This window comes from Mycobacterium sp. (assembly GCF_032162605.1).
Lineage (GTDB): Bacteria > Actinomycetota > Actinomycetes > Mycobacteriales > Mycobacteriaceae > Mycobacterium.
This window is the reverse complement of sequence record NZ_JAVROT010000103.1, coordinates 1-26,082: the sequence shown is the minus strand read 5'-3', so window position 1 is coordinate 26,082 and position 26,082 is coordinate 1. Positions and strand designations below refer to the sequence as shown.

Here is a 26,082-nt window from a genome sequence, read left to right as displayed (position 1 = left end):
CCGATCGGCGCCAGCCGATGCTGAAAGTCAGTAGCAATGTGCGACCCGAGTTGAGCGAGCAAGAACGGTATGCGTTCGTCTAGTTCGGCGATGCCAGCTGGCTCCTCACTCATACCGTCAGAATAGCACTTGACATGATTGTCACATTTAGTGATGATCATATTCAGTGACTAAAAGGAGATTGACATGAAGCTCGTGGTTTTCGGCGCCAATGGCCAAACCGGACGGCTACTGACCAGCCAGGCCTTGGCGGCCGGGCACCAAGTGGTCGCAGTGACCCGCCACCAGCGCGAGTTCCCGATCGCGGGTGCGGGTTTGACCGTCGCCGAAGCGGACGTGCGCGACGAGGCCGCCGTTGCAGAGGTGATCGTCGGCGCCGATGCGGTGCTATCGACCCTGGGCGTGTCCTTCACCCGTGAGCACGTCGACACCTATTCGGCGGGCACCGCCAACATCGTGGCCGGCATGCGGAACGCCCGAGTGCAGCGGTTGGCGGTGGTCAGTTCGACGGCCGCCTACCCCACCCGACGGACCCGCAGCCCGCTGGCGATACGGCTGATGGAACCCGTCATCACCCGCACCATCGGCAAAACCGTCTACCAGGACATCCGCTCCATGGAGACGATCGTGCGCGAGAGCGGGCTGGACTGGACCATCGTGCGACCGTCGGGACTCTTCGACCTGGAAGAGCCCACCGACTATCACGCCGGGCAAGTCGATCCGATCGGCGCATTCACGGCGCGCATCGATCTGGCCCACTACCTGCTGGTGCTTGCCGGCAACCCGGCCCTGGCCGGGACGACGGTCGTCGTGTCGACCACCCAACACACACCCTCGGTGTGGCAGATGATCGCGCGCGAGGCGAGCGCAAAACCTGCCACCGGCCCTAGCCCGACCGCCAAGTCGAAGTAGCCGAGCGCCGAGGGACGACCCAGCCAAAGGATCACCGTGATACTCATCACCGGAGCAAGCGGCACGATCGGCAGACCGCTCGTCGAGCTGCTGTCGTCGACCGGCCGACGCGTCCGCGCGCTGACTCGACACGCCGCCGCCGCACCACCGGGAGTCGAGGTCGTCATCGGTGACCCGTCGCGACCGGAGTCGATCGCGGCGGCGCTGCGGGGCGTCACGTCGTTGTTCGTGCATCCCCGTGCCGTCGGGCCGGCCGCACCCAGGCTGCTGGAACTCGCCGGCGAGCATGGCGTGAACAACGTCGCCGTGCTGGCGGCTCTCAACGTCGACGACGATCCGTCGATGCAGCCGTCCCGACTGAACGGCGACCGCAACAAAGAGGTCGAGGATGCGGTCACCAGCAGTGGTTTGCGGTGGGTGAGCGTGCGACCGGGTTCCTTCGCGGCCAGCACGCTGACGATGTTCGCGGCACAGGCCCGACACGGTGACGTCATACGGGGGCCCTTCGCGGATTTCGCCGATGCCCCCGTCCACGAAAACGACGTCGCCGCGGTACTCGCGGCAGGACTTCTCGATGACACCCTTGCCGGGCAAAGGATTTCGATCACTGGCCCGCAGTCGCTAACTCACGCGCAGATGGTCAACACGATCGGCGAGGTGATCGGCAGGCCGCTGCGCTACGAGCAGATCCCGCCCACCCAGGCTGCCGACGACATGGTGGCCAAGGGGCTGCCACGCGCCTTCGCTGAGGCGATGATGGCACGTTATGCCCGCGAGCTGGACCGGCCCGCCCCCATCACCGACGCGGTCGCGACCGTGCTCGGTCACCCCGCCCGCTCCTACGCGCACTGGGCCCACGATCACATCGCGGCCTTCGGGCGTCCGCAGTCCGACACCACACCACTGGAGACGCGATGAGCGCAGCAGGCGAAGTCCAATCATGCGACCCCGAATCGCCGGGCAACGCAACCACGCCGTTTCAACGGCGCGCCGACATCATCGCGCGCAGTGCCCTGTTGGTCGGTGTGCTGTTCAGCGGCCTATTCGCGGGCTTTCTCGTGGCGGTTCTCGTCCTGGAAGCCAGCATGCGTAGTCTCCCAGCCGCCGGCTACGTCGAGGTCCGCCATGTCGAACTCGCGCACCTCGACGACCTCGCGACCGTCCTGCTGCCGGTTGCGCTGCTAGCCACCGCGACGCTGGCCGTCATCACCGTTGTCCGGCGCGCGCCCGGGCGCTGGCTGGCGGTCACCGGTTTGGTCCTGCTCGCGGTGGCGTTGATCGTCAGTGTGCTCGTCAGTGTTCCCATCAATACCGAACAAGCAATCTGGTCGGCGGTAGCCCCACCGCACGACTGGGCCGATGTACGCGACCGCTGGCAGCTCGCTCACCTGGCGCGCACCGTCGCCGCCGCATGTGCGTTCCTCGTCCTGGCCGTAGCCGCCGTCACGCAGCGGCCCACCTCGACGCGGCGCCAGCGGCGATGACCGAAGCGACACGTTAGGCACAGGGCCGCTGCAAACCTCATGCCTGGCAATGGGTTCGGCTTCAGGGCCGGGTCGGATCGAATTCCGAGGCGATACCGCTGGTGCTCCGGCTACTGGGCGAAACTGGTTCACACGCTTCGGTTCTCAACGATGTGGTGCAGCAGACCGCCGACCGCGAGCTCAGCGCTACCCCCGCACTGCCGTTTGCGGGCGGCGGCTGGGTGGTGTGGGACTACGTTGGGGCGAGCGAAGCGACGGGAAATGGCGTAGCCGACGCCAACCCCACCCTCCGTGGGCTGCCGCTGCGCCGGGTGGAGGAAGGCGGGCTGCTACGGCTCGCCGGTGCCCGCCGAGCGCTCGGCTGGTGGCTGGTCGGCAGCTCAAGGGCGATGTTGGCGCTGGCCCGTCAGCATGCGCTGGACCGGGTCCAGTTCGGCAGGCCGATCGCAGCGTTCCAGGCGGTCCGGCACCGGCTGGCCGAGACGCTGGTGGCCATCGAAGGCGCCGAGGCGACGCTGAGTCTGCCAGGGGTGGACAACCCCGATCTGACCGCGCTGCTGGCGGCCAAGGCCGCCGCGGGCAAGGCCGCGCTGACCTCGGCCAGACATTGTCAGCAGGTGCTCGGCGGCATCGGCTTCACTGCCGAGCACGACCTGCACCACCACGTGGAGCGAGTGCTGGTGCTCGACGGGTTGCCGGGTAGCTCAAGGGAACTCAACCGGAAGGCCGGAGCGGGGCTGCGGGCCCGCGGCTCGGTGCCCCGCCTTGCACAGCTCTGATCCGGCTACGGCGGCCCGACCAGGTTGCCGCGCTTGACGTTCTCGCGGCACGTCGCCCTGGCCTCGCCGGTCTCCTGAATGCATACCCGCACCTGTTGTTCGATGCCTGGCGCATATGTCGGGTCCCCCGCCGCGGGGGTGACGGTCGGATCCGGGACCTGACCCTGATAGAGCGACCACATGACGTCGCCGGTGCTGGGCAGCTTGGCGCAGTAGGCCTGCTGGCCCGTCGAGGTCTGTCCCGCTGCGCCGAGCGTCGCGCAGTCGGCTCCGACCAACACCACCGGAACCACGGGCCGCTCCGGCGCACCGGCCGCCTGGGTTCCCACGCCCGACGACGGGGCGTCGGACCGGTGTTCGGCCCATCCGACGACGAAGTATGCAGCGATGGCGACGCCGACCACGGCCAGGACCGCCAGGGCGGCGACGGCCAGCCGCGGACGAGATCGCGGCGCGCCATGGCGACGCGGAGACGACACCAGCGCCCGCTGAGTGGCGTCGTACACCCCCAACTCGTCGGCGATGGTCCCGATGCGCGCACGCAGCGCGGCGGCGAAGTCTCCGCAGGTGTCGTAACGGTCCTCAGGCGACTTCGCCAGCGCCTTCGAGAACACCGGCCCGAGGTCGGACAGCTCGGGTCGGCGGGTGGCGATCTCCGGCGGCGGTGCGGTGAGGTGCTTGCTGATCACCACCGCCGGATTGGCATCGTGGAACAGCGGTGAGCCGGTGAGCAGCTGGAATGTCGTGGCCGCCAACGCATACTGATCGGCCCGGCCATCGACGTGGGCCCCCATCAGTTGCTCGGGCGCGGCGTAGGCGACCGTTCCGACCGTCATGCTGGTCGCGGTCAGACGGGTGGTGTCGTCGATGCGCCGGGCGATCCCGAAGTCGGCCAGCAGGGCGCGCGGCCGCGAGTCGAGGTCCGTCAGCAAGATGTTGGCGGGCTTGACGTCTCGGTGCAGCAGAAGTTTCTGGTGCGCGTAGTCGAGGGCGGCGGCGACCTCGCTGACCAGATGCACGACGCTTTCTGGCGGCATCCCTTGGCGATACCTGTCCTGCAGCAGGTTCCCGGCGTCGGTGCCCTCGACGAAGTCCATCGAGATCCACAGTTGACCGTCGACGTCGCCCCGGTCGTGGATGCCCACGATGTTGGGGTGAAAGAGCCGAGCCACCACGTCGGCCTCCCGTTCGAAACGCGCACGGTATTCGTCGTCGGCGCTGACGTCCTTGCGCAGGATCTTGACAGCTTCCTGCCGAGGTAGGCGAGGATGCTCAGCGAGGTATACCTCGCCCATACCGCCCGCTCCCAATAGCCGCAGAACGGTGTAGCCCGCAAAGGTCTGACCGGGAGTCAGCGGCATGGGTTCCTTCTACTGCGGGAATGGAAGGGGTACTCGAACGTCGGTGCCGAGTACCCCATTCTGACGCGCGCACCCCAGGACGGCGGCCACCGGGCGGCAGATGGCGGTTCAGCCGCGGGGCAGGCCGAGCACTCGCTGGGCGATGATGTTGCGCTGGATCTCCGACGTGCCGCCTGCGATGGTGCCCGTGAACGAACGAATGTAGCGGTCGGCCCAGCTGCTGGCATACAGATCGAGGTTCAGCGGCACGTCTCGCCCGGTCATGCCCGCGTGGTCCAGCCCATCGGCCCCCCGGGAGCTCAGCGCGTGCTCGGTGGCAGCCTGCACCGCGTCGGCGCCGAACGTCTTGAGCACCGAGAGCGCGGGCACGTCCTCCTCGCCGCGGGCCGCGCGAGCCAGCGCCGCCGAACCGAGTAACCGGAGCGCCTGGTTGTCCATCACCAACGTCGCGTAGCGATCCCGCTCGAGGGCCGTGGCTGGGCGCCAATCGTCGATCAGGTCCTGCAAGCGGTCGGCGTAGCTGAGCCACAACATGTTTCGTTCGTGCCCGACCGAGCCGCTGGCGACTCTCCAACCCTCGTTGAGTCCGCCGACGAGATTGCCCGTCGGCACCCGCACGTCGGTGAAGAACACCTGTTGAAGTCCAGGTCATCGCGGTCGGCGACCGAGGCGAAGGGCGGCCGCGTCGGGGTCGGTGCGTACGAAGGTCAGGATGACGTCGGCGTCGTGTGGGCCGGAGGTCCACACCTTCTGACCATTGACCACGAAGTCATTCCCGTCGCGCTCGGCTCGCGTACGCAGCGACGCCAGGTCGGAGCCCGCCCCCGGCTCGCTCATACCCAATGCCGCGGTGATCTCGGCCCGCAGGATCGGCACCGCCCACCTCTGCTGCTGCTCGGATGTGCCGAAGGCGATGAGCGAGGCGGCGATGATCCCGACGCCCTGGGAGTTGAAGCTCGGCACCATCCGGCGGCGGGCCAACTCCGTCTGATGGACGTACTGCTGCATGATGCTCGCGCTCGGACCGCCGAACTCCGGCGGATTGCCCGGCACCCGCCAGCCGTTGTCGAACAACAGCCGCTGCCATTCTCGAGCCCAGATTGGGACGTGCGATGAAGATCGGGACCGCACCAGCGCGTCGGCATCGGCGGGGGCATGCTCGTCGAGAAAGTCCGCGAATTCGGAGCGGAAGGTCTCGACCTCGGCGTCGAACGTCAGTTGCACGGCACTCCGGAATGCGCCTTTCCCAGTAAGACTTCTATTAATGCGTAAATAAGAATACCATTCTCATGAAGAGGAAGTTATAATCTCAGGCACGCCGGTCGCGAGGGGGTCTAGCGCACAATGCAGCGGCGTTCTCCGGTACAGTTCATGCATGTTCTCCCCGATCGGCCCACGTCAGAGGCGTCGATGACCACCAGTCCTAGCGAAGAACCAGCCTGGAAGCAGCGCGCGGTCGAACGTTCCATCAAGACCGCAAAGCTGCGGGCGGCGCAGCGGGTTCAGCGATTCTTGGACGCTGCCCAGGCGATCATCATCGAGAAGGGCAGCACGGACTTCACCGTGCAGGAGGTCGTCGCCCGCTCGCGTCAGTCCTTGCGCAGCTTCTACCTGCAGTTCGATGGCAAACACGAGCTCCTGCTCGCGCTCTTCGAGGACGCGCTGAGCCGCTCCGCCGAGCAGATCCGCGCCGCCACCTCCGGTGAGGCTGATCCGCTCGAGCGACTCAAGGTGGCCATCCAGCTGCTGTTCGAGTCCTCGCGCCCCGACCCGGCGGCAAAGCGTCCCTTGTTCACCGACTTCGCCCCGCGACTGTTGGTGTCCCACCCCTCCGAGGTCAAGGTCGCGCACGCACCACTATTGGTGCTGCTCGCCGAGCTCATGGAGGAAGCGGCGGCAGCGGGCAAACTGCGCTCGACTCTGAATCCGAAGCGCATCGCCGCCATGACGATGCAGACCGTGATGTTCGTCGCACAGTCCAGCGGCTCTGAAGACATCGCCACAAAGCCGATCTCCGCCGACGAGGTCTGGGATTTCGTCTCCCACGGATTCGCCGCCGAAGACTGACTCCGAGAATTGCATTCTCGCGAAATAAGAACTGCGCTTACATTGGGTTCGTGCCCGTCCTGTCGTCCGACCTGCTCGAGTGCCTGAAGTTCGACGACGCCGGAGGATCTGGCCGAGACCGCAGATCTGGTCAAGGGACTCAACCGCCAGATCTACACGGCCGAGGTCGGCTGAGCATCGGGACCACGCCGCTGGCCGTCAAGGAAGCCAAACCGCTGCCTGGCGAGCGACTAGCCCACCACATCGCGCCGAGCCTGCGGCCGGATCGCACGAACGCGGATTTCTGCGATCTCCCCGCAGTTTCGAGACTTCGCGAATGAGGATCCGTCAGGCATCCTTAGCGCGTGAACGTCGACGCGCTGCTGCAGACCATTCCGCCGTTCGCGGTCTACCTCGTGGTCGGCGTGGTGATCGGTCTGGAAAGCGTGGGCATCCCGTTGCCCGGCGAGATCGCCCTCGTCAGCGCCGCCCTGCTGGCCTCGCGCCACACCCTCGACATCAACCCCGTCGGCGTCGGCGCCGCGGCCACCATCGGCGCCATCGTCGGTGACACCATCGGATACAGCATCGGCCACCGCTACGGCATGAGTCTGTTCGAGCGCCTGGGCAGGCGCTTCCCGAAGCACTTCGGCCCCGGCCACGTCGCGCTGGCCAAGCAGTTCTTCACCCGGTGGGGCATGTGGGCGGTCTTCTTCGGCCGCTTCATCGCGCTACTTCGCATCTTCGCGGGGCCGCTCGCAGGCGCCCTCAAGATGCCCTATTCACACTTCCTGGCCGCCAACGCATCTGGCGGGCTCATCTGGGCCGGCGGCACCACCGCCGTCGTCTACTACCTCGGCCTGGCCGCAGAGAATTGGCTGTCCCGGTTCTCGTGGGTGGGGCTGCTGGCCGCCGTCGTGATCGGCGTGATCTTCACGCTGGTGATGAGGGACCGTACCTCCAAGGCGATCGCCAAGCTGGACGACGAACACGACTGGGACACACTGCGAAAGTCTTAGGACGGACCGGCGACGCGCCCCCTGCGCGCCGGAGTCGCGTTCACGACGTCGTCATTGAAGCGTGCCAGCACTAGCGCCTGCGTCGCCGCCAGGTGTTTGCGCGCGGTGGCCTGAGCCTCCTCGGCCTGTCCGGCGGCGATCTCGTCGACGAGCCTGCGATGGGTCCGCACGGCACCGCGCGCCTCGGTGGGAGACGGGTACTCGCCCAGCCTGATTCGCGGCGCGGTACCGCTGAACGCCCCTGCCGTCCGGTGACGCAATGTGACGCCATACTGTATGCCAGCACTCCCCGCAGCCCCGCAGGATTGGGATGAGCTTACGACGGCGCTGGTCGCCCCGACGGTGCTGATGCACCCGTCGTGCAGTTCCTGGTACAACGGCGGCAACGTGCCGGGCAAGAAGGGATGTACATGGGTTTCACCGCGGGGATACCGGAGAACCGGCGCCGGTGCGACGAGATCGCCGCGGCGGGATACACGGGCTTCAAGCTCGGGTAGGCGCGCGAGACGCGCCTCTCTCACCTCTCGCCGCCGAGCGTGCGCGTCTGTACCCGACACGCCGCGTTCGAATGGCAGTTCGCGCACCGTCGGCTACAGGTCGATGACGAGCTCCCCGGCTGGGGTCGAACAGCAGATCAGCACGTTGCCCTCCGCAGGCGGCTCGAGAGGCTCGGGGTCGTAGCGAACGGAACCGGACAGCACGGCGGTCTCGCAGTTGTGGCACACCCCCGTTCGACAGGACCACCGGGTGGGCACGTCACACGCCTCCGCGAACTCGAGAAGACTCGCGTACTGCGGCCCCCACGCCGCGGTGATACCGCTGCGGGCGAAGTCGACGTCCGGCCCTGCCCCCGGCGTACCGGGTGGCTGGTGCGGCGGACTCGACGTAGCAGCGGCGATGCCGGGTGTGAGTGCTGCTGCGGCACCGAAGATCTCGGTGTGAATGCGCGCGGCTGCGAGCCCGTACTCTCTCAGCCCTGCGCTCAGCGCAGTCATGAAGGCCGCCGGACCGCACAGATAGGCATCGGAATCTCGCGGCGGACCGAGCGCGTCGAGCACCTCAACCGACAGCCGACCCGCCGCGGTGTAGTCCGCGCCGAGCCGGTCGGAGGCTGCGGGCCGACTGTAGAAGACGTGGAATTGGCTGCCGGGCAATTGATCCAAGAGCTCCCGGCACTCGGCGGCGAACGGATTCTCGCCTCCGTCCCGCGCACCGTGCAACCACCAGACTTGGCGTGACGAGCCCGACGCGACGAGCGCGTGCAGCATCGAGAGCACCGGGGTGATCCCGACCCCGGCGGACAGCAGGAGCACCGGACGGCCGTCGTCGCCAAGGAAGAACGTGCCCCGCGGAGCGGCGACGTCGAGCACATCGCCCACCGCGATCTGGTCGTGGAGGTACCCGCTGCCGCGACCATTCGGTTCCCGCTTGACGCCTATGCGGTAGGCGCCGGAGCCAGGCGGGTTCGACAGCGAGTAATTTCGGATGAACGTGCCCCTTCCCATGTCGGCGGGAAGCCGCAACGTGATCGACTGGCCCGGAAGCCACTTCGGCAACCGGACACCGTCGGGGTCCGCCAGCGACACCGAGCGAACGTGGGCGCTCTCGTCTCCGATCGCGGTGACGAGCAGCTGCCGGAAACCTGTCCACGCCGGCGGCGGAATACTCGCGGCGTTGGTCAAGCCGGTGTTGCCGGCGGACGCCGAGCCGTCGGCCTGCCTGGCCAGGTTCTCGAGCGAGGTCTTCCACCCTTGGCTCAGTGCCGGAACTTTGAGTGCGCGCCCAAGAGCCTCGCGCGGATGGCCCGGCAGGTAGAGCAACGCGTCGATCTCGGCGACGGTGACCCCCTCGGGGCCCGAGGCCACCTTCACGATCTCCTGGCCGGCCGTCACCTCGCCTTCGGCCAGCACCCGTAGGTAGAAACCGGGGCGATGGTGAGACACGAGCAACGAGGCCATGTTCGGCACGTCCATCCGCATGCCCACGCGGTAGCAAGTCACGCGTGGCTGGGTGACCTCGAACAGCGTGTGGCCGATCCGATAGCGATCGCCGACGCAGACCTCGTCGTCGGGCAGGCCGTCGACCGTGAAGTTCTCTCCGAAGTGGCCCGGCGCCAGGTCGTCGCGGCCGAGTTCGGCGGCCCAGTGGCGGTAGGAGTCGAGTTGGTACACCAGAACCGCCCGATTCTCACCGCCATGCCCACCCAGGTCCCCTTGCCCGTCACCGTCGACGTTGAGCCTGCGCACCATTCGAGGTCCGTCGACGGGTTGCTTGAAGGCGCCGGTGTGTACGGTCCTGCCCTTCCAGCTGACGTCCTTCGGTAGCCCGACATTCAGCGAGACCAACGTCGCCATGGGCGTCACCTTCCCCTCGTGCCGACCGACCCGTTGCGCTCTCTACGAAAAGTAACCCCTTCCGCCTCGCCATGAGCTCGGACGGGGCAGAGGCGCACCGGCGTACTGTCGGCGAGGTGGCGCTACCAGGGTTGACCAGTGTGCGTGACGGTCTCGGCCAGCGCCTGTTCGGCATGGTGGCGGGTCCCGAGGGCCCGGCCAACCGTGCCCGCATCCACGGCACCCCCGGCCCGCGATGGTTCGGTGAAGACCGTCCCATCAGGCAGGTGCACGGCGACGCATCGATGTTCGTCGGCGGGCTGCGGGCGCTGCTTCTGCAGTCGCTACACCCACTCGCGATGGCAGGCGTCGCCGAACACTCCGACTACCGGGGCGATCCGTGGGGACGGCTGCAGCGCACCAGCACCTTTCTCGCAGTCACGACGTTCGGCCCAGCGCAGGACGCCCAGCGAGCCGTCGACAAGGTCCGCGGGATCCATCGGCGGGTTCACGGGACGGCGGCCGACGGGCGGCCGTACGAGGCGTCCGATCCCCACCTCCTGGAATGGGTGCACATCGCCGAAACGGACAGTTTCCTGGTGGCACATCAGCTTTACGGCGCCAAGCCGCTGGATCAGCGGGGCCGGGACGAGTACCTCGCCGACACTGCCCGCGTCGCCACCGCGCTCGGGGTGATCGACCCACCGCTGACCGAGCGGGAACTCAAACAGCGGATCGCAGCCTTCCGACCGGAGCTGAGCGGCACCCCCGCGGCGCGCGACGCCGCCAAGTTCCTGTTGCTGACACCTCCGCTGCCGCTGCTCGCCCGCCCGCCGTATGCGATCCTGGCCGCGACCTCGATCGCCATGCTGCCGGCGTGGGCGAGGCTGCCACTGCGGCTGCCCTACCTGCCGCCGGTGGAGAACACCGCGGTCCGCGTCGCAGGACGAACCCTGGTCGGCGGCATCCGTTGGGCACTCAACCGCGGTTGACCGCGGTTATGCGGGAACCGTTGTGCCGGTTTCCCTTTCGGCAAAGTCCACCAACTGCGCGGCGACGTCGTAGTCGCAGGCATTTGCCGCGCGGCCGCTCAACGTCGGGCCGCCCTTCAGCCCGAACCTGCCGTCGATGCCCACATAGCTGCCCGGCGGGATCGGCTCGCTGATGCAGTACAGAGTCGGCGCGGCGCCCGCGTCGATGTCGTTGGCCAGCACGGTGGCCGCAGACTTCACCACCGAGTGGAACGCCGACATGACGCGATTGTCGGAGACGTTCGACAGGTTCGACCCCACCCAGCCGGGATGAGTCAGCTGCGTGGTGATGGGCGAGCCGGCCTCGCGCAGCCGTCTGTCGAGCGCGAGGCCCCAGAGCATCACCGCCAGCTTCGACCGGCCATACGCGGGGAAGGCCGACCACTTGCGGACGCGAAGGTGGGGATCGTCGAGCGCGAGAGTCGCCGATTTGTGCGCATCCGAGCCGACATTGATGATCTGCGAGCGCACCCGACCGAACAGCAGATTCGTCAGTGCGAACGGGCCGAGGAAGTTGGTGCCCAACGTCATCTCGAATCCGTCCACGGTCTCGGACCGGTTCTGGGCGACCAACCCGGCGTTGTTGATCAGGATGTCCACGTCACCGTCGAAGAGCCCGGGGAAGGCATGCACCGATGCCTGGTCGGCAAGATCGAGCTTCACGACAGACGTGTCACCGCCGATCTCGGCAGCCCGTTGGGCGCCCAGTTCGAGGTTGCGGACGGCCAGGATCACGTGGGCGCCTGCACGCGCGAGTGCGCGCGCCGTCGCCAAGCCGACTCCGCTGGTGGCTCCCGTCACGATGATGCGCTTGCCGCTCAAGTTGCCGAGTCGGGTCGGCGACCAGTCTGATGTCACGCTCTGAGATTAGCCACGCGGCCTGCGTGACATGCCCGCGCCGGGCGGCAACGCGGGAGCAGAATCGTTGACATCGCCCAGCCCGGCTGGTTGATTACCTGGAAATGATCGTAATTCGGGTCAGCTCTACCAACTTCGGTTCAATGAGGAGCCAGCTGCCGTCATGATTGACAGCGCCCGCCAGATCGAGAACCTGCTCTACACCTACGCCGAGCGAATCGATGCTGGCGACCTCGACGGCGTTGCCGCGCTGTTCGCGCACGGCCGGATCTGCGGGGTGGAGGACGGTCCACCCGAAACCGTCTTCACGGGAACCACCGGAGTCCGGGCGATGTACGAAATGGCGACCCGCCTGTACGACGACGCAACACCGAAGACCAAGCACCTCACCAGCAACGTCCGCATCGACGTCGACGACGAAGCCGGGACGGCGACGAGCACGGCCAACTATCTGGTCACGCAGGCGACGCCGGAGCTGCCACTGCAGGTGATCGTCACCGGCCACTACCGCGACACCTTTCACCGCATCGAGGGCACGTGGTGGTTCGACACCCGAACCATGTACGTCGATCAACTCGGCGACACCAGCCACCATCTGAAGTTCTGACAGCCGTGGCGAACCCGTTCGATGCGGCTCAGCTCGCGATCACGGCGCAGCAGAAGGAGGGCCTGCCGTGCTCAACGGCCGCACCATGGAGGCGGAGTCCGATGGATCGTTCACCATGACCGTCGACTCCGACCCCGCGGGCAACCGGCCCAATCACGTGCAGTCCACCCCCGCGGCGCACGAGTTCTACATCCGCGACGTCCTGCTCAAGTGGGATCGCGACGACGCGAATCAGCACCTATACCTATGTCATCTCCGCATGCGATCCCGGAGTCGCCAACTGGATCGACTCCGACGGGCTCAACGAGGGCATCCTGACGCTGCGGATGGCCGAGTTCGGCGGCGAAGGACCGAAGGAGGATCTCGGTGGCCGGCTTCGGCGAGGATGATCGGGTCCGCAAGCTGTTCGACACCAATTACTTCAGAGTGGTCGACACCATCAAGGCCGTCCTACCCGCCATGCGCGTCCAGCAGTCCGGGCACATCGTGAACATCTCGTCGATGACCGGGCTGGTGGCCAACCCGCCCAATGCGTACTCCTCGACGAAGTTCGCGCTCGAGGCGTTGACCGAGGCCCTGGCGCAGGAGGTCAAACCGTTGGGCATCAAGGTGACCGCCATCGAGCCTGGCGCGTTCCGCACCGACTGGGCGGCCCGGTCGATGTGGGAGTCATCAACTCCGATAGGCGATTACGACGATAACGTGGGCGCCCGCAAGACGATGATCAAGGAATTCGCCAATCACCTGCCCGGCGACCCGAGAAAGGTCGCCGAGGCGGTGCTGATGGTGACGACACTCGACGAGCCGCCGCTGCGACTGCTGCTCGGCCGCGACGTGCTCAAGGCGGTGCGCGACAAACTCGCCGCGTTCTCCGCGTCCATCGACGAGTGGGAGGCGGTCACCAAAGACGTCAACTTCCCGAAGCCGACATGACTGGAGACATCAAGATGGGAACCCTCGATGACAAGGTGGCCTTCATCACCGGCGCCGCGCGCGGTATGGGACGGGCGCACGCAGTCAAGCTGGCTAGCGAGGGCGCCGACATCATCGCGATCGACGTCTGCGCCGAGTTCGACTCGACCGACTATCCAGGCGCCACCACCGACGACCTGGCCACCACCGTGAGACTGGTTGAGCGCCAAGGTCGTCGGATCCTGGCCCGCCAGGCCGACGTCCGTGACGGCGAAGCGGTGGACGCCGCGGTTGCCGATGGCCTGCGGGAGTTCGGCCGGCTGGACATCGTCATCGGCAACGCCGGAATCATCAGGGTGAGCGACACCGACGAGCGACGTCGGACGTTCCGCGACGTCGTCGAGGTCAATCTGATCGGCGTCTGGAACACCGTCGATGCGGCGATCCCGGCGCTCATCGCCGGGGGGCGCGGCGGATCCATCGTGCTGACGAGTTCCACCCAGGGCATCAAAGCCTCGGGAACCGAACGGGCCGGACTGCAGGGCTACGCCGCATCGAAGCGCGCTCTGGTAGCGCTCATGCAGGGTTGGTCGCTTCAACTCGCCCCGCACTCGATCCGGGTGAACACGATCCACCCCAGCGGTGTCGCCACCGACATGATCATCAACGAGACCACCATGTCGCTGGCGGCAGCGGGCGACCCTTGGCTCGCCACCCAACAGAACGCGCTACCCATCGCCCTGGTGCAGCCGGAGCAGATCGCCACCGCGGTCGCCTGGCTGGTCTCCGATGCCGGGTCGTTCATCACGGGCACCTCTTGGCCGCTCGACGCCGGATTCACCCTCCGGAGTTAGGGCATCGACATGACTTCAGCAGACTGGGACGAACAGGTCGACGTGGTCGTCGCCGGGGCGGGCGGTGGCATCACCGGCGCCTACACCGCGGCCCGCGAGGCACTGTCCGTCGCGCTGATCGAGGCAACCGACAAATTCGGTGGCACGACGGCGTTCTCCGGCGGCGGCGGCATGTGGTTCCCCTGCAATCCAGTGCTGCGCCGCGCAGGCTGCGACGACACGATCGAAGACGCGCTGGCCTACTTTCACGCCGTGGTCGGCGACCGCACGCCGCGCGAACTGCAGGACGCCTATGTCCGCGGCGGTGCGCGGTTGATCGAGTACCTCGAGCAGGACGACGGCTTCGCGTTCAAGGTCCTGCCGTGGCCCGATTACTTCGCCCATGCACCCGGCGCCCGGCTCGATGGGTTGCGGCACATCGTCGCCAGATCGCTGCCCGCGAGCGCACTCGGCCCGTACGCCGACCGGGTGCGCGGCCCACTGGACAACGAACGCCTGGGCGCGCCGGCACCGGAACTGCTCACCGGCGGCCGGGCCCTCATCGGCCGGTTCCTCGCCGCACTTCGCCGGTTCCCCCACGCCGCCGTTCACCTCGACTCCCCGCTGACCGAACTCGTCACCGACGACGGCGCCGTGACCGGAGTCATCGTCCGCCGAAACGGCGAGCCGGTGCGGATCGGCGCTCGCCGCGGGGTGCTGCTGGCCGCCGGAGGGTTTGAGCAGAACACCAGGATGCGCGCCGCCTTCGGCGTACCCGGACGCGCCGACGACACGATGGGCGCGCCGGGCAACACCGGTGCCGCACACGAAGCGGCCATCCGCATCGGGGCGGCCACCGACCTGATGGATCAGGCGTGGTGGTCACCGGGACTCACCCACCCCGATGGCCGGTCGACGTTCTCCCTCTGGTTCACCGGCGGGATCTTCGTCAACTCCGACGGCAGGCGGTTCGTCAACGAGTCCGGCCCGTATGACCGGCTGGGTCGCACGGTCCTCGACCAAATAGCCAGCGGTGCAACGCAGTTGCCATTCTGGATGGTCTATGACGACAGGGAGGGCGAAATCCCCCCGGTGAAGTCGACCAGTGTCTCGCTCGTCGAGACCGGGCGCTACCGCGAGGCCGGCCTGTGGCACACCGCCGACACCTTGGACGAGCTTGCCCACGCGATCGACGTGCCGCGCGGCAACCTCGTCGCCACCGTGACGCGCTTCAACGAGCTGGTGGCCGGTGGCGCCGACGAAGACTTCGGCCGTGGCAACGACGCCTACGACCGCACGTTCACCGCAGGCGCGTCACCGTTGGTGCCGATCGACCGGCCGCCGTACCACGCGGCGGCGTTCGGCTTGTCAGACCTCGGCACCAAGGGCGGCGTGCTCACCGACACCCGGGCCCGGGTGCTCGACGCCGAAGGGCGACCCATACCCGGCCTGTACGCGGCCGGGAACACGATGGCCGCCGTCAGCGGGACCACCTACCCCGGCGGCGGCAATCCGATTGGCGCGTCGATGCTATTCAGCCATCTCGCCGCCCTGCACATGGCCGACGGCTCAGCTCGAAACTGATCCCGCGAACACCGGACACCGGTGCCGGCAAGGAGCATCATCGGCCCATGTCTTCCTCTCTACAGCGCTACGCCGACCGCCGCGTCCTGATTACCGGCGGCGGCTCCGGCATCGGGCAGGCCACCGTGCTCCGCATCCTCGACGAGGGTGGGCGGGTGGTCGCCGCCGACGTCAGCGATTCCGGGTTGAAGGACACCGTGGCCAAAGCCGAGGCACACCTCGACCGGTTCGCCACCGTGCTGATGGACGTCGGCGACGAAGACTCGGTCCGGCAGGGCGTTGCCGAGGCGACCAACGGGCTCGGCGCCCTGGACACTCTGGTGAATGCGGCGGGCATTCTGCGGTCCTCGCACTTCGCCGACACCACGCTGGCGGACTTCGAGTGCGTCTTGCGAGTCAACCTGATCGGCACGTTCCTCGTCACGCGCGAGGCGATTCCGGCTCTGCGGCAGGGCAATGCCGCCGCAGTCGTGAACTTCAGCTCCACCTCGGCGAGCTTCGCCCACCCCTATATGTCGGCCTACGCCGCGTCCAAGGGCGGCGTCCAGGCAATGACGCACGCCTTGGCTCTCGAGTACAGCCAGGAACGGATCCGGTTCAACTGCGTGCAGCCCGGGTCGGTGTCGTCCGGAATGACCGACGGCATCGGCGAGTCGAAGCAGAGCATCGGACCCGGCCTGCCCGATGACATGGACTTCTCGTTGCTCGGCAAGATCCGGGCGGTGTTGCCGGTCGAGGACGGCGCGATGTTCGCCAAGCCCGACGCGGTGGCCGCGGTCGTCGCGATGCTCGGCTCCCCGGAGGCCTACTGGGTCACGGGCACCGAGGTGCGCGTCGACGGCGGCACCCACATGTAGCTCGTCCGGTCCGACAATCCCTGGTACCCGGGCCGCGCTGGGATAGGTTGACCGCGAGCCGCTGACACACGCGGCCTAACGGCCGATCCGAGAGATCCTCAGACATGCGAGTTGACGGGCGGGACGTCACCGTTTCCGGCGACCTGCTGCAACCGCTGATCCGTCGCACGAACGACATCTTCCGGCTCGCCCTTGCGGCCACGTTCCTGGCCGTCGTCATTACCAGTTCGCTGATCACCCGGCGGGACTGGGTGGCCCTGGAACGATCGATCTCGGGGATCGTGGCGCTGCTCACCCCGACGCAGTCCAACCTGGTGTATCTGGCCTACGGGGTCGCGATCCTGGCCCTTCCATTCGCGATCCTGTTCGGACTGATCACCGCCCGCCAGTGGCGGCTTCTGGGCGCCTACGCGACCGCAGGTGTGATCGCCGTTCTCGCGTTGTCGATCAACTCGAGCGGCTTCGCGGCGCCGCGCTGGCACTTCGACCTCGACGACCGATTACGGACCGTGCTCTCGCACTTCCTGGATGATCCTCGGTGGATCGCGATGCTGGCCGCGGTGCTCACGGTGTCGGGCCCCTGGCTGGAGGCGCGTTGGCGCCGATGGTGGTGGACCCTGCTGTTGGCATTCGTGCCGATCCATCTGGTGGTCAGCGCCGTGGTGCCCGCGCGATCGTTGCTCGGCCTCGCGGTGGGATGGTTCGTCGGGGCGTTGACCGTGCTCATCGTGGGGACCCCGGCGCTGGAAGTGCCGCTGGACGGCGCCGTCCGTGCAATGGTCCGCCGCGGGTTCGCGGTGACCGGGTTGACGGTGGTCCGGCCGGCCGGGCCAGGACCGCTGGTGCTGTGGGCGACCACGGAAAACTCCGAAAGCTCGGAGACCGACGATCCCGACGGAAACGGTCCGGAGTGCAGGGCCGTCGTCGAGATGTACGGACCCAATCAGCGCAGCGGCGGAATCATGAGCCAGGTGTGGAGGCGGGTGCGGTTGCGCAACAGCGAGACCGTGCCACTGCACGCCTCGATGCGCCGCGCCGTAGAGCATCGCGGGCTGATGGCGATCGCCATCGGGGAGTTGGGCGTAGCCAACAGCACGACGGTCGCGTTGGCCGCGCTCGATCGGGGCTGGACGCTGTATTCCCACACCCCGCCGCGCGGCGTGGCGATCGACGAATCCTCCGCCGACGAGTCCCTGGTGGCCCCGGTCTGGAAGGCCCTCGGCGTCCTGAACCGGCATCAGATCTCCCACGGGGACCTGCGCGGCAAGGAGATCACCGTTGACGAGGGGGTGGCGCTGTTCGGCGGCTTCGGCAGTGCGGAGTACGGCGCGACCGACGTCCTTCTGCAAGCCGACATCGCCGCGCTACTGGTGTCGACCACGGCGATCTTCGACGCGGAGGCCGCCGTTCGTGCGGCGATTGACGAGTTCGACAGGGACACCGTCCTGCATGCCTCGCGGCGACTGACGAAATCTGCTCTACCGAAGAAGATCCGCACCTCGGTGACCGAGCCTGCCGCCGTGATGAAGGCCGCGCGCGACGAGGTGATGCACCAGACCGGCACGGACCAGATCAAGGCCGAGACGATCACCCGGTTCACCAGGACCCAGGTGATTCAGCTCGTGCTCCTGGTGGCGCTGGTGTACGTCGCGTACCCGTTCATCAGTACGGTGCCCGCCTTCTTCTCAGAGCTGCGAACCGCCAATTGGTGGTGGGCGCTACTCGGGTTGGCCGTGTCTGCGCTCACGTATCTCGGTGCGGCCGCGGCACTGTGGGCCTGCGCGTCCGGAACGGTGAGCTTCCGCAACCTGGCGATCATGCAGGTGGCCAATACGTTCGCGGCCACCACGACGCCCGCCGGTGTCGGCGGTCTGGCGCTGAGCACCAGGTTCCTGCAGAAGGGCGGACTGGGCGCTCTGCGGGCCACCGCCGCGGTCGCGTTGCAGCAGTCGGTACAGGTGATCACCCACGTGGGTCTACTGATCTTCTTCAGCGTCGCCGCGGGGACATCGGCCAACCTGTCGCACTTCGTGCCGAAGACGACGGTGCTGTATCTGATCGGCGGCGTGGCACTGGGCATCGTCGGCACGTTCACCTTCGTGCCGCAGCTGCGACGCTGGCTCGGTACGGCGCTGCGGCCTCGCCTCAAGGAGTTGGGCGGCGAACTGGTCGAGCTGGCGCGCGAGCCGAAGCGGCTCGCGGTGATCGTGTCCGGCTGTGCTGCAACGACTCTCGGTGCGGCGTTGGCGCTGTGGGCAAGTGTGAACGCCTTCGGCGGCGGCACCACCTTCGTCACCGTCACCGTCGTGACGATGATCGGCGGCACCCTCGCCTCGGCCGCTCCCACGCCGGGAGGCGTCGGCGCCGTCGAGGCCGCACTGATCGGTGGTCTCACGGCATTCGGAGTCACCGCGGCCGTCGCCGTCCCCTCGGTGCTGCTGTACCGGGTGCTGACCTGCTGGCTGCCGGTGTTCTTCGGCTGGCGGGTGATGCGGTGGCTGACCAGAAACGACATGATCTAGCCGCCCGGGGCCCGAGTCTCCAAGTCGCACCACATCGGCGCCGGAGATGGTGTTGGATGAAGATGTGGCAGACATCAGCCGCAGCCGCACGATAACCGCCCAGCCGCAGGCGATCTGGGACGTTCTCGCCGACTTCGGTTCCCTGAGCTCGTGGGCGGCCAACGCCGACCACTCCTGCATCCTGAACCACGGTCCGGAGGGCGAGGCTGTCGGGACCACCCGGCGAGTGCAGATGGGCCGCAACGCACTAGTGGAGCGAATCGCCGAGTTCGACCCGCCCGCAGCCCTTGCCTACGATATCGAAGGCCTGCACAGTCGGCTGCGTACCGTCGTCAACCGTTGGACGTTGAGACCTGCCGGCGGCGTAACCGAGGTGACGCTGACCACCAGGGTCGAGATCGGCACCAACCCCGTGGCTCGCGCCGCCGAGTGGGTGGTGTGCCGCGGCATGGCCAAGGAGTCCGGCGCGATGCTCGCCGGGCTGGCACGACGAAGTGAGAACACGCATGGCTGACCGCCCCGACATCGTCATCCTGATGACCGACGAGGAACGCGCGGTGCCGCCGTACGAATCGGCCGACGTGTCGGCGTGGCGCAAACGCGCCCTCGGCGGGCGTCGTTGGTTCGACGAGCATGGGGTGAATTTCACCCGGCACTACACGGGTTCCCTGGCGTGTGTGCCGAGCCGACCGACGATCTTCACCGGCCACTATCCCGATCTGCACGGGGTCACGCAGACCGACGGCATCGGCAAGAGGTACGACGATTCACGGCTGAGGTGGTTGCGTGCCGGCGAGGTTCCGACTCTCGGCAACTGGTTCCGCGCTGCGGGTTACGACACCCACTACGACGGCAAGTGGCACATCTCGCACGCCGACCTCGAGGACCCCGCCACGGGTGAACCACTGGCCACCAACGACGACGATGGCGTCGTCGACCAGACTGCCGTACAGCGCTACCTGGACGCCGACCCGCTCGAGCCCTACGGCTTCTCCGGCTGGGTAGGCCCCGAGCCTCATGGTGCGGCGATGTCCAACAGCGGCTTTCGGCGCGATCCGTTGTTTGCCGATCGAATCGTCGACTGGCTGAACGACCGGTACGCACGACGTCGCGCCGGTGATGCGGAAGCGCTGCGCCCGTTCCTGCTGGTCGCCAGCTTCGTCAATCCGCACGACATCGTGCTGTTCCCGGCGTGGCAACGGCGCAGCCCCTTGACGCCTTCGCCCTCGCTGGATCCGCCGCACGTGCCTGCGCCGCCAACAGCCGACGAGGACCTGCGGACCAAACCCGCCGCACAGATCGCCTTTCGCGAGGCGTACTACTCCGGTTACGGCCTGGCGCCTGCGATCGGGCGCGGCTACAAGCGCAACGCGCAGCAGTACCGCGACCTCTACTACCGGCTGCACGCCGAGGTCGACGCGCCGCTCGACCGGGTGCGCCGCGCCGTCACCGAGGGCGGGTCCAAGAACGCGGTCCTGGTCCGCACCTCGGATCACGGCGATCTGCTCGGCGCGCACGGTGGCCTGCACCAGAAGTGGTTCAACCTGTACGACGAGGCCACCCGGGTGCCGTTCGTCATCGCGCGCATCGGCGACGGTGCGACGCGGGCCCGCCTCGTGGCCGCCCCGACGTCACACGTCGACCTGGTGCCCACGCTTCTGGGCGCGGCGGGGGTCGACGTCGACGTCGTGGCAGACGGGCTGTCCGACTCGTTCTCGGAAGTCCACGGACTACCTGGCCGTGACCTGATGCCTGTGGTGGACGGGGCGCCCGCCGATGACCACCGGGCGATTTACCTGATGACGCGGGACAACGTGCTCGAAGGTGACACCGGTGCGTCGGCGGCGGCTCGGCAAATGGGCCTGACGGTGAATCCGCCGACACCACTGCGCATCAAGATTCCCGCTCACGTCGCCTCCAACTTCGAGGGCTTGGTCGTCCGGGTAAACGACGTCGACGCCGCCCTCGGCGCGGGACATCTCTGGAAGTTGGTGCGCACCTTCGACGACCCGTCCACCTGGACCGAACCCGGGGTACGCCAACTGGCGACCAACGGCATCGGCGGCGAGTCGTACCGGACCGATCCGCTCGACGACCAATGGGAGCTCTACGACCTCACCGCCGACCCGATCGAGACCGACAACCGGTGGGGCGATCCCGATCTGCACGACCTGCGAGCACACCTGCGGATGCAGCTGAAGCAGGCGCGGGCATCGTCAGTGCCAGAACGCAATCGGCCATGGCCCTACGCGGAACGGCAACCGCCGACCGGCGGGTCCGACGGCGTGGCGCATCGGGTCTGGCAGCGCATTCGTCGGTAATGCCGTTGGCGACGGGCTACTGCAACGGTTCGGCGGTGCGCAGGATCGCGGCCACCGCCTCGGTGACCAACTGCCGTCGCCCCTCCCTGGTGTGACCGTCGAGGAACACCTGAAACTCAGGCGCGAACGTGGTCCACATCTGCGCAATGGCCATCAAGAGAGCCAGAACGTCGACAGGCGCCATCCGGTCCGTGACGAGTCCTCGTCGTTGGGCCGCCTCGATGTCGCCGATGACCGCCTTGCTGCCGGCCACGATTGCCTCGATCGGCTGGCGACTGTCGCCTCGCTCCAGGCGATGCCACGTCGAGAGCTTGGCCATTCCGGGATTGTCCTCGTAGAGATCGAAGAGCCGACCTGCCGATGCCGGTAGATCGTCGGCCTCGATGTGGATCTGAGCGAAGGTGTCGACGACGGCCTCGTTGAACACTGCGTCGAACAAGTCGTCCTTGCTCCCGAAGTAGTGGTAGATCTGCGCCTTGTTCGCCTGAGCTACTTCGGCGATGCGGTCGACCCGCGCGCCCCCGATGCCGTACTCCGTGAATTCCGCGGTGGCAGCCTCGACCAGACGCTTCTTCGTTGCCTCGGCGTCTCTTTGCATGTCATCAGGGTACGACCGTTGTCAACTAACTGACTAGTTGACAACTCGGCCGCGGCGATCTATCTTTTCAACTAACCCACTAGTTAGTAACTGGAAGGAACTCCAATGCCTCTCGTCTATCTCGTCACCGGCAGCTCCCGCGGCCTCGGTCGGTCCATCACGCGGGCAGCTCTGGCCGCCGGGCATCAGATGCTCGCCACCGCACGCCGACCAGAGCAGCTCGACGACCTCGTGGAGGAGTTCGGCGATCGCGTCCATCCGTTCGCGCTCGACGTCACCGACTACGCGACCGCACAAGCAGCCGTCGCCGAGGCCGTCAGCACCTTCGGCAGGCTGGACGTCGTGGTCAACAACGCCGGCTACGCCAACCTCGCCGCCGTCGAGGACATCACCATCGACGACTTCCGCCAGCAGGTGGACACCAACTTCTTCGGCGTCGTCAACGTCACCAAGGCCGCCCTGCCGGTCCTGCGCAAGCAGCGCAGCGGCCACGTCATCCAGATCTCCTCACTCGGCGGCCGGATCGCCAACGTCGGCGTATCGGCGTATCAGGCGGCCAAGTTCGCGGTCGGCGGCTTCTCGGAGTCGCTCGCGCAGGAGGTCGCTCCGCTGGGCGTCAAGGTGACGGTCCTCGAGCCGGGCGGCATGACCACCGATTGGGCGGGTTCCTCCATGCAGGTTCCACCCATCAGCGCGCCCTACGAGCAGACGGTCGGCGCGCTGGCCGACGTGTTCCGCAACGGCGGCACCGAACTCGGCGGGGACCCCGACAAGGTCGCCCAGGTCGTACTGCAGGTGGCGGACATGGCGGAGCCGCCGGTCCGCCTGCTGCTTGGCACCGACGCGGTGACCTACGCCGGGCTGGCTGCCGCCGAGCGCGCCGAGTCCGACAACAAGTGGCGCGACCTCAGCGTGTCGACGGACCACGACGAAGCGACGTCGTCCAACACCGATCCCCTGCACCGGCTCGCCTGAGCGTGATCCATCCCCTCAGGGGTTCATGGCGGCGTCGACCAGAGCGGTAGCCATGCTCCGCGATGCCTGCACGGTCGCAGGTTTGTGGTCCAGCCACGCCGAGATGCCTGCGCCGTCGTAGAGGATCACCAGTTGTTCTGCCAGCTCCTCTGGGTAGGAGGCCTTGGCCGCGAAGGCGAGGTCCAGGAAGAGGTTGTGCACCCAGTTGCGATATTCGGCCGCAACCTCCTCGACCACACCGCCGGGCAAGGACTCGGCACTGGCGCTGACGAAGGCGCAGCCACGAAAGCCCGGTTCGCTGAACGCCATCCCCTGGATCTCGAAGACACCGATGAGCCGGTCCCTTGGGGCGTGGTAGCGGTGAGTTCACGTGCGATTCGCTCCCGAGCTCGACTGTGCCGCAACCGCAGATAGGCGCGAACCAGCTCGTCCCTGCTGCCGAACGCATCCACCAGGGTGGCCTCCGGAACGCCGGCCCTCTCGATGACCCGCTCGATGCCGACGCGCTGTATGCCCTCGCTGTAGAACAGTTCAGCGGCCGCGTCGAGCAGACGTATTCGCTCTCCGTCGGCGGCATCGTCGGGCTGGCCGCCAGCTCGCGGTGCTTCGGACATGCACACCCATTCCGGTTAGGTCAGACCAGCCGAACAAACGACGGTAGCCCATCGAGCGCTACCGGACTAGGTGGCCACCAGGTCGAACTCATTGCCCTCGGGGTCGGCCAGACTCACCCACCGCCCGTCGTTGGCGGCCAACGGGCGAAGTTCGTTGGCGCCCATCGCGAGCAGTCGGGCGGTTTCGCCGTCGATGTCGGCCGTGCGGAGGTCGAGGTGGACCCGGTTCTTGACGGTCTTGTCTTCGGGGACACGGTGAAACATCAACAGCGGGCCGGCGTCGGAATCCGTGCCGGGCGGGATCGAAGCGAAGTCCGCCGACGCGCCGTCGTCGGTGTCGCGGTGCAGGGCGGCAGCCCAGAACGCGGCGAGGGCCGCCGGGTCGTGGGCGTCGAAGCTGATGCCGATCAGGGTGATACCGGCCATGGGCCGATCCTTTCGTCGCGGGAAATGGGTGCGGTGTTGGTCAGATCGCGGTGCGTCCACCATCGACGGCGATGGTGGCGCCGGTGATGTACGTCGAGCGGGATGACACCAGGAAGCCGATGGTTTCGGCGATCTCCTGCGGCTGGGCCGCGCGGCCGAGCAGCGTTGTGGCGCCGAGGTCTTCGATGCGTTCGGGCGCGGCGCCTCCGGTGTAGACGGGCCCAGGCGCGACGGCGATGACGCGCACGCCACTGGGCCCGTACTCAGCGGCCCAGGACCGCGCCAGCGACGCCACCGCGGCCTTGGTGGCGCCGTAGGCGGCACCGCCGGCGAGACCGACCGTTCCGGCCATGCTCGCGAGGTTGATGATGACGCCGTCGCCCTTGGCGACCATGGCCGGCGCCAGGGCCGCGACCAGCAGGTACGGCGCCTGCACGTTCGCGGCAAACAGGTCATCCAAGACCTGGGGTTCCAGATCCGAGGTCGGCCCGAACCAGGAGAACCCGGCATTGTTGATCAGTACGTCGACGTCGCCCGCCTCCTCGGCAAGCCGGATGGCCGTAGTCGGTTCGCCGAGGTCGGCGGCGATGAACCTCGCCGCCCCGCCCGCCTGCGCGATCTCGTCGACTACCCGTTGGCCTCGCGCGGCGTCTCGGCCGTGCACGACGACGCTCGCACCCTGTTTGGCGAGCTGTAAGGCGGTGGCCTTGCCGATTCCCGACGTCGCTCCGGTAACCAGCGCCGTCTTGCCCTCCAGATCCTGCACGGGGACATTGCTTGCCATGACGCGCTCCTCAACATTTGCGCCGATCTGTCTAATGTGCGAAATTAGACCAATCAGTCCAAACATGCAATGTCGGCGGCGAAACCGTACCGACACGGACCGCCGTCCCCTCCTCAAGGCGCCCTCGACACAGAAAGCCAGCGCATGAACCTCGGCAACGAAGATGGACTGGACGGCGAATACGTGCCCAGCCCGGATGAACGCGTCCGCACCCAGGTGGCCGACTAGAGGCCTCGGGAGGCCTCGAAGGCGGCACCCTCGAAGGGGAGCCGGTCGTCATCCTCACCTCGGTCGAAGCGAAGTCCGGCAAGGTGCGCAAGAACCCGGTGGTGCGGATCGTCGAAGGCGAGCGCTATGTCGCCGTCGCCACTACGGGCGGAGCCCGACGGAATCCATCCTGGTACGCCAACCTGGTGGCCCACCCCACCGTCCGACTACAGGACGGAGCAGCCATCAAACGGCTGCGCGCCAGGGAGGTCTTCGGCGACGTGGATACCACGGCGGCCGAATTGTTCGCCGTCATAGCCCAAGGCGTCCTCACTGCCCAGACGGATCACGTGCTGCCACTGAAGGACGCCGCCGACGCGCACCGCGCGCTCGAGGGGCGTCGTACGACCGGCGCGACCGTTTTCATCCCATGACCATGGCAACAGCGCCAGAGCCGCCTTTGAGACAGGTCTGTCTGATAAAATCCGCCGAATGGCGAAGAAGCCGGCACCACCGAAGCGGCCGCCGGCCCGGGAACGGTTGCTTGCTGCCTCAGACGAGTTGTTCTACCGCGATGGCGTCCACTCAACCGGAATCGACGCCGTCATCGAGAAGGCCGGGGTCGCAAAGGGTTCTCTGTACTACATCTTCGGCGGCAAGGACGAACTGATCGCGGCCTATCTCCGCGGCAGACACGAGTCATGGCGCAAGCAGGTCGAAGAATTGCAGAGCACGGTCGGTGACCCGGCCGAGAAGATCCTCGCCATCTTCGACGCGATCGGCGATTGCGCTGCACTGCCGGAATACCGCGGGTGCGCCTTCGCCAACGCCTCGGCCGAGGCCTCGGCAGGCAGCGCACAGGAACTGGCCCCCAAGCAGTTTCGTGAATGGCTGCGAGGCTCCCTGCTCGACTTGGTGAGCGAAACCGGCGCGGTCGATCCGGAGGGGCTCGTCGACGCGCTGGTGGTACTCCACGACGGTGCCATGGCGACCGCGATGATGGACGACACGTCGAGGGG

24 protein-coding genes and 6 pseudogenes are annotated in these 26,082 nt (G+C 67.4%); 20 read left to right on the top strand and 10 right to left on the bottom strand.

Annotation, left to right across the window (positions count from 1 at the left end):
• The first annotated feature begins 186 nt into the window (after positions 1 to 186).
• From QOI01_RS06280 to QOI01_RS06265, 4 genes and pseudogenes are all read left to right on the top strand, one after another.
• Entirely contained in the window at positions 187 to 912 is a 726-nt protein-coding gene (locus QOI01_RS06280; RefSeq protein ID WP_526379315.1) for an NAD(P)-dependent oxidoreductase, read from the top strand.
• A gap of 36 nt (positions 913 to 948) precedes the next feature.
• Positions 949 to 1,830 carry an NAD(P)H-binding protein gene (locus QOI01_RS06275; protein WP_526379314.1) on the top strand — a complete coding sequence of 294 codons (882 nt, stop codon included), beginning with the start codon at positions 949 to 951 and terminating at the stop codon, positions 1,828 to 1,830.
• Positions 1,827 to 2,396 (top strand): anthrone oxygenase family protein, encoded by a 570-nt coding sequence (locus tag QOI01_RS06270; RefSeq protein ID WP_526379313.1) that lies wholly within the window; start codon positions 1,827 to 1,829, stop codon positions 2,394 to 2,396. Before QOI01_RS06275 ends, QOI01_RS06270 begins: the two co-directional genes overlap by 4 nt.
• Positions 2,397 to 2,485: 89 nt before the next feature.
• Positions 2,486 to 3,175 (top strand): annotated as a pseudogene (locus tag QOI01_RS06265) (acyl-CoA dehydrogenase family protein); the annotation flags it as partial.
• A gap of 5 nt (positions 3,176 to 3,180) precedes the next feature.
• Here QOI01_RS06265 and QOI01_RS06260 read toward each other — a convergent pair.
• Both QOI01_RS06260 and QOI01_RS06255 read right to left on the bottom strand, forming a co-directional pair.
• Positions 3,181 to 4,536, bottom strand: a complete 1,356-nt coding sequence (locus QOI01_RS06260) for a serine/threonine-protein kinase (RefSeq protein ID WP_526379312.1) — start codon at positions 4,534 to 4,536, stop codon at positions 3,181 to 3,183.
• 108 nt (positions 4,537 to 4,644) lie between these two features.
• Positions 4,645 to 5,760 (bottom strand): annotated as a pseudogene (locus QOI01_RS06255) (acyl-CoA dehydrogenase family protein).
• Between the two features lie 120 nt (positions 5,761 to 5,880).
• On the opposite strand from QOI01_RS06255, the gene QOI01_RS06250 reads away from it, so the two are divergent.
• Both QOI01_RS06250 and QOI01_RS06245 read left to right on the top strand, forming a co-directional pair.
• The gene (locus QOI01_RS06250; protein WP_526379311.1) at positions 5,881 to 6,603 is read left to right on the top strand and encodes a TetR/AcrR family transcriptional regulator; all 723 of its coding nucleotides are present in this window, start codon (positions 5,881 to 5,883) and stop codon (positions 6,601 to 6,603) included.
• 344 nt (positions 6,604 to 6,947) lie between these two features.
• Positions 6,948 to 7,601, top strand: a complete 654-nt coding sequence (locus QOI01_RS06245; RefSeq protein ID WP_526379310.1) for a VTT domain-containing protein — start codon at positions 6,948 to 6,950, stop codon at positions 7,599 to 7,601.
• Here QOI01_RS06245 and QOI01_RS06240 read toward each other — a convergent pair.
• Positions 7,598 to 7,861 (bottom strand): FCD domain-containing protein, encoded by a 264-nt coding sequence (locus QOI01_RS06240; RefSeq protein WP_526379309.1) that lies wholly within the window; start codon positions 7,859 to 7,861, stop codon positions 7,598 to 7,600. The two genes, QOI01_RS06245 and QOI01_RS06240, sit on opposite strands and share 4 nt — an antisense overlap.
• A 22-nt stretch (positions 7,862 to 7,883) precedes the next feature.
• Between QOI01_RS06240 and QOI01_RS06235 the strand changes: the two are divergent.
• Positions 7,884 to 8,098: pseudogene (locus QOI01_RS06235) on the top strand (cyclohexanone monooxygenase); the annotation flags it as partial.
• Between the two features lie 93 nt (positions 8,099 to 8,191).
• On the opposite strand, the gene QOI01_RS06230 reads toward QOI01_RS06235, so the two are convergent.
• Complete coding sequence (locus tag QOI01_RS06230; protein WP_526379308.1) at positions 8,192 to 9,955, bottom strand: MOSC domain-containing protein; 1,764 nt, start codon at positions 9,953 to 9,955, stop codon at positions 8,192 to 8,194.
• Positions 9,956 to 10,128: 173 nt separating this feature from the next.
• Between QOI01_RS06230 and QOI01_RS06225 the strand changes: the two genes are divergently transcribed.
• The gene (locus QOI01_RS06225) at positions 10,129 to 10,926 is read left to right on the top strand and encodes an oxygenase MpaB family protein (protein WP_526379318.1); all 798 of its coding nucleotides are present in this window, start codon (positions 10,129 to 10,131) and stop codon (positions 10,924 to 10,926) included.
• 6 nt (positions 10,927 to 10,932) lie between these two features.
• On the opposite strand, the gene QOI01_RS06220 is transcribed toward QOI01_RS06225, so the two are convergent.
• Complete coding sequence (locus QOI01_RS06220) at positions 10,933 to 11,823, bottom strand: SDR family NAD(P)-dependent oxidoreductase (protein WP_526379307.1); 891 nt, start codon at positions 11,821 to 11,823, stop codon at positions 10,933 to 10,935.
• A 163-nt stretch (positions 11,824 to 11,986) separates the two neighbouring features.
• Between QOI01_RS06220 and QOI01_RS06215 the strand changes: the two genes are divergently transcribed.
• From QOI01_RS06215 to QOI01_RS06175, 9 genes and pseudogenes are all read left to right on the top strand, one after another.
• Complete coding sequence (locus tag QOI01_RS06215) at positions 11,987 to 12,430, top strand: nuclear transport factor 2 family protein (protein ID WP_526379306.1); 444 nt, start codon at positions 11,987 to 11,989, stop codon at positions 12,428 to 12,430.
• Positions 12,431 to 12,497: 67 nt separating this feature from the next.
• Positions 12,498 to 12,810, top strand: a pseudogene (locus tag QOI01_RS06210) (hypothetical protein); the annotation flags it as partial.
• Positions 12,803 to 13,363 (top strand): annotated as a pseudogene (locus QOI01_RS06205) (SDR family NAD(P)-dependent oxidoreductase); the annotation flags it as partial. The pseudogenes QOI01_RS06210 and QOI01_RS06205, both read left to right, overlap by 8 nt.
• A 14-nt stretch (positions 13,364 to 13,377) precedes the next feature.
• Complete coding sequence (locus tag QOI01_RS06200; RefSeq protein ID WP_526379317.1) at positions 13,378 to 14,196, top strand: mycofactocin-coupled SDR family oxidoreductase; 819 nt, start codon at positions 13,378 to 13,380, stop codon at positions 14,194 to 14,196.
• A gap of 9 nt (positions 14,197 to 14,205) precedes the next feature.
• Complete coding sequence (locus QOI01_RS06195; RefSeq protein ID WP_526379305.1) at positions 14,206 to 15,759, top strand: FAD-binding protein; 1,554 nt, start codon at positions 14,206 to 14,208, stop codon at positions 15,757 to 15,759.
• A 47-nt stretch (positions 15,760 to 15,806) separates the two neighbouring features.
• Positions 15,807 to 16,616: an SDR family NAD(P)-dependent oxidoreductase gene (locus tag QOI01_RS06190; protein WP_526379304.1), complete on the top strand. Its 810-nt coding sequence runs from the start codon at positions 15,807 to 15,809 to the stop codon at positions 16,614 to 16,616.
• A 104-nt stretch (positions 16,617 to 16,720) separates the two neighbouring features.
• Positions 16,721 to 19,138 carry a lysylphosphatidylglycerol synthase transmembrane domain-containing protein gene (locus QOI01_RS06185; RefSeq protein WP_526379303.1) on the top strand — a complete coding sequence of 806 codons (2,418 nt, stop codon included), beginning with the start codon at positions 16,721 to 16,723 and terminating at the stop codon, positions 19,136 to 19,138.
• Between the two features lie 46 nt (positions 19,139 to 19,184).
• On the top strand, positions 19,185 to 19,652 hold the full coding sequence (locus tag QOI01_RS06180; RefSeq protein ID WP_526379302.1) for an SRPBCC family protein: 468 nt from the start codon (positions 19,185 to 19,187) through the stop codon (positions 19,650 to 19,652).
• Positions 19,645 to 21,459, top strand: a complete 1,815-nt coding sequence (locus QOI01_RS06175) for a sulfatase-like hydrolase/transferase (RefSeq protein WP_526379301.1) — start codon at positions 19,645 to 19,647, stop codon at positions 21,457 to 21,459. The genes QOI01_RS06180 and QOI01_RS06175 overlap by 8 nt, the downstream gene beginning before the upstream one ends.
• A gap of 16 nt (positions 21,460 to 21,475) precedes the next feature.
• Here the strand turns inward: QOI01_RS06175 and QOI01_RS06170 are convergent, their stop codons facing one another.
• On the bottom strand, positions 21,476 to 22,057 hold the full coding sequence (locus tag QOI01_RS06170) for a TetR/AcrR family transcriptional regulator (protein ID WP_526379300.1): 582 nt from the start codon (positions 22,055 to 22,057) through the stop codon (positions 21,476 to 21,478).
• Between the two features lie 105 nt (positions 22,058 to 22,162).
• On the opposite strand from QOI01_RS06170, the gene QOI01_RS06165 reads away from it, so the two are divergent.
• Positions 22,163 to 23,032 carry an SDR family oxidoreductase gene (locus QOI01_RS06165; RefSeq protein WP_526379299.1) on the top strand — a complete coding sequence of 290 codons (870 nt, stop codon included), beginning with the start codon at positions 22,163 to 22,165 and terminating at the stop codon, positions 23,030 to 23,032.
• A gap of 15 nt (positions 23,033 to 23,047) precedes the next feature.
• On the opposite strand, the gene QOI01_RS06160 is transcribed toward QOI01_RS06165, so the two are convergent.
• From QOI01_RS06160 to QOI01_RS06145, 4 genes and pseudogenes are all read right to left on the bottom strand, one after another.
• Positions 23,048 to 23,341 (bottom strand): hypothetical protein, encoded by a 294-nt coding sequence (locus QOI01_RS06160; RefSeq protein WP_526379319.1) that lies wholly within the window; start codon positions 23,339 to 23,341, stop codon positions 23,048 to 23,050.
• 116 nt (positions 23,342 to 23,457) lie between these two features.
• Positions 23,458 to 23,646: pseudogene (locus QOI01_RS06155) on the bottom strand (TetR family transcriptional regulator); the annotation flags it as partial.
• Positions 23,647 to 23,712: 66 nt separating this feature from the next.
• Entirely contained in the window at positions 23,713 to 24,072 is a 360-nt protein-coding gene (locus QOI01_RS06150) for a VOC family protein (protein WP_526379298.1), read from the bottom strand.
• A gap of 40 nt (positions 24,073 to 24,112) precedes the next feature.
• Positions 24,113 to 24,856 (bottom strand): SDR family NAD(P)-dependent oxidoreductase, encoded by a 744-nt coding sequence (locus tag QOI01_RS06145; RefSeq protein ID WP_526379297.1) that lies wholly within the window; start codon positions 24,854 to 24,856, stop codon positions 24,113 to 24,115.
• A 278-nt stretch (positions 24,857 to 25,134) separates the two neighbouring features.
• Between QOI01_RS06145 and QOI01_RS06140 the strand changes: the two genes are divergently transcribed.
• Together QOI01_RS06140 and QOI01_RS06135 are read left to right on the top strand one after the other, a co-directional pair.
• On the top strand, positions 25,135 to 25,497 hold the full coding sequence (locus QOI01_RS06140) for a nitroreductase/quinone reductase family protein (protein ID WP_526379316.1): 363 nt from the start codon (positions 25,135 to 25,137) through the stop codon (positions 25,495 to 25,497).
• Between the two features lie 58 nt (positions 25,498 to 25,555).
• Positions 25,556 to 26,082 (top strand): TetR/AcrR family transcriptional regulator (locus QOI01_RS06135; RefSeq protein WP_526379296.1); only part of this gene is annotated, 527 nt, incomplete at its 3' end.

Bases quoted from the DNA above. Each gene is read 5' to 3' on its own strand.
- QOI01_RS06280 (WP_526379315.1), top strand. From the start codon at position 187: ATGAAGCTCGTGGTTTTCGGCGCCAATGGCCAAACCGGACGGCTACTG.
- QOI01_RS06270 (WP_526379313.1), top strand. From the start codon at position 1,827: ATGAGCGCAGCAGGCGAAGTCCAATCATGCGACCCCGAATCGCCGGGC.
- QOI01_RS06260 (WP_526379312.1), bottom strand. From the start codon at position 4,536: ATGCCGCTGACTCCCGGTCAGACCTTTGCGGGCTACACCGTTCTGCGG.
- QOI01_RS06250 (WP_526379311.1), top strand. From the start codon at position 5,881: ATGCAGCGGCGTTCTCCGGTACAGTTCATGCATGTTCTCCCCGATCGG.
- QOI01_RS06230 (WP_526379308.1), bottom strand. From the start codon at position 9,955: ATGGCGACGTTGGTCTCGCTGAATGTCGGGCTACCGAAGGACGTCAGC.
- QOI01_RS06225 (WP_526379318.1), top strand. From the start codon at position 10,129: ATGGTGGCGGGTCCCGAGGGCCCGGCCAACCGTGCCCGCATCCACGGC.
- QOI01_RS06215 (WP_526379306.1), top strand. From the start codon at position 11,987: ATGATTGACAGCGCCCGCCAGATCGAGAACCTGCTCTACACCTACGCC.
- QOI01_RS06200 (WP_526379317.1), top strand. From the start codon at position 13,378: ATGGGAACCCTCGATGACAAGGTGGCCTTCATCACCGGCGCCGCGCGC.
- QOI01_RS06195 (WP_526379305.1), top strand. From the start codon at position 14,206: ATGACTTCAGCAGACTGGGACGAACAGGTCGACGTGGTCGTCGCCGGG.
- QOI01_RS06190 (WP_526379304.1), top strand. From the start codon at position 15,807: ATGTCTTCCTCTCTACAGCGCTACGCCGACCGCCGCGTCCTGATTACC.
- QOI01_RS06185 (WP_526379303.1), top strand. From the start codon at position 16,721: ATGCGAGTTGACGGGCGGGACGTCACCGTTTCCGGCGACCTGCTGCAA.
- QOI01_RS06180 (WP_526379302.1), top strand. From the start codon at position 19,185: ATGGTGTTGGATGAAGATGTGGCAGACATCAGCCGCAGCCGCACGATA.
- QOI01_RS06175 (WP_526379301.1), top strand. From the start codon at position 19,645: ATGGCTGACCGCCCCGACATCGTCATCCTGATGACCGACGAGGAACGC.
- QOI01_RS06170 (WP_526379300.1), bottom strand. From the start codon at position 22,057: ATGCAAAGAGACGCCGAGGCAACGAAGAAGCGTCTGGTCGAGGCTGCC.
- QOI01_RS06165 (WP_526379299.1), top strand. From the start codon at position 22,163: ATGCCTCTCGTCTATCTCGTCACCGGCAGCTCCCGCGGCCTCGGTCGG.
- QOI01_RS06160 (WP_526379319.1), bottom strand. From the start codon at position 23,341: ATGGCGTTCAGCGAACCGGGCTTTCGTGGCTGCGCCTTCGTCAGCGCC.
- QOI01_RS06150 (WP_526379298.1), bottom strand. From the start codon at position 24,072: ATGGCCGGTATCACCCTGATCGGCATCAGCTTCGACGCCCACGACCCG.
- QOI01_RS06145 (WP_526379297.1), bottom strand. From the start codon at position 24,856: ATGGCAAGCAATGTCCCCGTGCAGGATCTGGAGGGCAAGACGGCGCTG.